Annotated in this window: 2 protein-coding genes; both read left to right on the top strand. The window is 71.8% G+C overall.

Translation table 11 applies throughout. From position 1 onward, the window contains the following. Positions 1-234: 234 nt before the first annotated feature. A complete protein-coding gene (locus AC08OX_RS15435; RefSeq protein WP_476608453.1) occupies positions 235-2019 on the top strand; it encodes an N-acetylglutaminylglutamine amidotransferase in 1785 nt (594 codons plus the stop codon). Positions 2020-2082: 63 nt separating this feature from the next. Further along, a partial coding sequence (locus tag AC08OX_RS15440) for a S9 family peptidase (protein WP_476608454.1) occupies positions 2083-4189 on the top strand: 2107 nt, incomplete at its 3' end.

Raw genomic sequence — 4189 nt, forward strand, 5'->3', positions numbered from 1 at the left:
GGCTCACTCTCCGTAGTCGGATCCAGGGCGACCCGGTTTTCCGTCGCGGGGTGCCCCGTCGCGGGGTGCACTGCGGTTCCGCGCGGGTTGGCGACCGAGGGAGTTGGCAACATCGCGGACACTGTTGTGAAATCTCCGTCCTCGAAAGTGAGATCGTAGTCAACGGCTGCGGTACCGGGAAGGAAGCCTCGGGGAATGGATCTCGCCTGACCTCATCGATCGACGGGAGCGCACATGTGCGGGCTGAGTGGCGAGCTGAGATTCGATGGCCGGGGAGCGAACGTCGACGCGGTGGTGCGGATGACCGCGACGATGGTGCCGCGGGGCCCGGACGGCGTGGGAGTATGGTCCGCCGGCCCGGTCGCGTTCGGGCACCGTCGCTTGAAGATCATCGATTTGTCCGAGTGCGGTGCCCAGCCCATGGTGGACAACGAACTCGGCCTGACCACGGTGTTCAACGGGTGCATCTACAACTATCAGGAGCTGCGTGACGAGCTGATCGCGGCAGGCTACCGCTTCTTCTCCACCTCCGACACGGAGGTGATCGGCAAGGCGTACCACCGGTGGGGGAGACGCTGCGTCGACCACTTCGCCGGGATGTTCGCCTTCGCCATCGCCGAGCGGGACAGCGGACGGCTGATCCTCGCCCGGGACCGGCTCGGCATCAAGCCGCTCTACCTCACCGGGAACAGCGAGCGCCTGCGGTTCGCCTCCACCCTGCCGGCCCTGCTCGCTGGCGGCGGCGTCTCCTCCGACATCGACCTGGTCGCCTTTCACCACTACCTGTCGTTCCACTCCGTGGTGCCCGCCCCGCACACGATTCTGGCCGGGGTGCGCAAGCTGCCCGCGGCGACCGTGCGGGTGGTGGAGCCGGACGGCACCTCGACCGAAGACCTGTACTGGCGTCCCAGCTTCACCCGCGATCCCGCGCACGCGGACTGGACCGCCCGTGACTGGCAGGACGCGATCGCCGAGCGGCTGCGCCTCGCGGTGCGCCGCCGGATGGTCGCCGATGTTCCGGTCGGCGTGTTGCTGTCCGGTGGGCTGGACTCCAGTCTGATCGTCGCGCTGCTCGCCGAGGCGGGGCAGAAGGATCTCGCGACCTTCAGCGTCGGGTTCGAGGCCGTCGGCGGCGAGCCCGGCGACGAGTTCGTCTACTCCGACGTCATCGCCCGGTACTTCGACACCGACCACCATCAGATCCGGGTGCCGGGGACGAGGCTGCTGCCCGCCGTCGACGCGGCCGTCGCCGCGATGAGCGAGCCGATGGTCAGCCACGACTGCGTGGCCTTCTACCTGCTCTCCCAGGAGGTCTCCCGGCACGTCAAGGTCGTGCAGTCGGGGCAGGGCGCCGACGAGGTCTTCGCCGGGTATTCCTGGTATCCGCCGCTGGCCGGTGTTGGGCGGACCGACGCCGTCGACGCCTACCTGCGGGTCTTCGCCGACCGACCGCACCGGGACCTGCCCGCGATGGTGGAGCCGCACCATCTCATCGAGGCCGATGCCAGCCGGCACTTCGTCGCCTCCCACTTCGCCCGGCCGGGCGCCGAAACCGCCGTCGACGCCGCGCTGCGCATCGACTCGACAATCATGCTCGTTGACGACCCCGTGAAACGGGTTGACAACATGACGATGGCCGCGGGGCTTGAGGCCCGCACCCCGTTCCTCGACCACGAGTTGGTCGAGCTCGCCGCCGCCTGCCCGCCGGAGCTGAAGCTCGCCTCCGGCGGCAAGGGTGTGCTCAAGAACATCGGCCGCCCGCTGATGCCGGTCGACGTCATCGACCGACCCAAGGGGTACTTCCCGGTGCCGGCGATCCGCCATCTCGACGGGCCGTTCCTGGACCGGGTGCGCGAGGCGCTCACCGATCCGGCGGCGAAGGCGCGGGGCCTGTTCCGGCCGGTGTGGGTCCAGACGATGCTCGCCGCCCCGAACGACAACCGCACGGCGCTCGGCGCGAACGCCCTGTGGCAGGCCGCGCTGCTCGAGATGTGGCTCCAGACCCACACGGCCGCATGATCTACGTACATCGCACGACCCACGTACATCGCACGACCGAGTCGCATGATCCCTTGGAGTGACATGATCCGATCCGCGGTGGTGGCGCAGCCGGTGGTGGGACGGCCGGTGGTGGCGCAGTCGGTGGTGGCGCACACCGTCGACTCCGGGCGTCCCGGCGATCTGTCCGACGCCTGGGTCGCGGCGGCGAGCTGTCGCGCACCGAGTACCGGCCCGCATGGTCGGCTCGCCTTCGTCGGCGATCGCGGCGGCGCCCCCGCGCTGTGGATCCGGGACCCGGACGGCCGGGAGCGCCCGGTTGACACCGGCCCCGGTCATGTCCGGGCGGTCCTGTGGTCGCCGACCGACGACCGGATCGCCGTCCACGTCGCGCCGGGCGGCGGGGAGCTCACCGAGGTCCGGACCGTCCGGGCGGACGGCGGTGACCTGCGCCACCTGGCCGGCGGCGGGAGGCGGGCCGCCACCCCAGCCCGCTGGACCGACGACGGCCACGGCCTCGTCGTGACCGAGTCAGACCGCTCCGATCCGTCCGGCCGCACCGCCGCGGTGCTGATCGACTCCGACGGGCGACGGACCCGCCTCGCAGCCGGAGTGGCGCTGCAGGTGTGCGACGTCGCCGCTCTCCCCGACTCCGCGCCGGACGGGACGGGGAGCGGCGGTCCGGGGCGGGGCCCGGCCGGTGGCGGGTACCGCCTGCTGCTGCGGGAGGGCCCCCGTGGCGTCCGGCGGGTGCTCGTGGTCGACACCATGATCGCAGCCGGGGAGGGGATCGGCGGGTCATGGCAGGTGCCCGGCGGGACGGCGACCACCGTGACCGGTCGGTTCGTCGCCGACGGCCGTCGCCTGCTGCTGCTGTGCGACATCGGGCGGGACCGGGCCGCGTTGTTCGACGTCCCCGTCGACCCCACGGGCGATCCGGCCGGCGGGCCGCGGGTCCTCGCCGCCCGGGATGACGCCGATCTGGAGCGGTTCGCCCTGCTCGATCCGGATCGGGCGGTCGTCGTCTGGAACGTGGGCGGGCGCAGCGAGCTCGCGCTGGTCGATCTGCCCACCGGACGGTCACTGACGCTGCCGCCGCTTCCCCGCGACGTCGTCACCGGCGTGCTCGTCCGGCCCGGGGGGCGGGAGCTCGTGCTTGCTCTGGATGGTGCCATCAGGCCGGGGGAGATCTGGACCTGGGATCTCACCGCGCCATCCGCCGGCTACCGTCGGCTGATCTCGCACGCTCCCGTCGAGGCAGTGACCATCCCGGGACCGCGGGTCGTCCTGAACATCGACGTTGACGGCCTGGGATCCGACAGCCCGGGGCCATCCGGGCCATCCGGGCTATCCGGGCCGGCGCGTGTACCCGGGATCCCCGGGCCCCGCACCGGTGACCACCCGCGGCTGGTCCGTCCGGTGCCGTGCGCCCTGCCGGCCCACGACGGCCGGGAACTGTCCGGTTGGTGGTACCGCCCGCACGGCCCGCGAGGACCGGTCCCGACCCTGCTCCACCTGCACGGCGGCCCGGAGGCGCAGGAGCGTCCCGTCTACAACCCGCTGTTCCAGGCCGTGCTCGCCCGGGGGATCGCGGTGTTCGCGCCGAACGTGCGCGGCTCCACCGGATTCGGCCGGTCGTTCGAGGAGGCCGATCACACCCATCGTCGGTTCGGCGGCATCGCCGACGTCCGCAGCTGCGTGGCGCATCTGGTCGCGGCGGGCCTGGCCGACCCGGACCGGATCGGCGTCGCCGGCCGCTCCTACGGCGGCTATCTGACGTTGGCGGCGATGGTCCACTTCCCGGAGCTGTTCCGGGTCGGGGTAGACGTCTGCGGGATGGTTGATCTGGAGAGCTTCTATCAGTACACCGAGCCGTGGATCGCCGCGTCCGCGGTCACCAAGTACGGTGATCCACGCACCGAGCCGGCGTTGCTGCGGGCGCTGTCCCCGCTGCACCGGATGAGCGCCCTCGCCGCGCCGTTGCTCGTCGTGCACGGGGAGAACGACACCAACGTCCCGGTGATCGAGGCGGAGCAGACGGTTGCCGCGGCCCTCGCTCGCGGCGTCGACTGCCGTTACCTGCTCTTTCCCGGCGAGGGGCACGAGATCGCGGATCTGCGCCACCGCAGGTCGTTCGTCCGAGCCGTCGTCGCCTGGCTGACCCCCCGGCTGCTGACCCCCTGTCCCCTGT

The organism is Frankia sp. CoBUL1 (genome assembly GCF_978021245.1).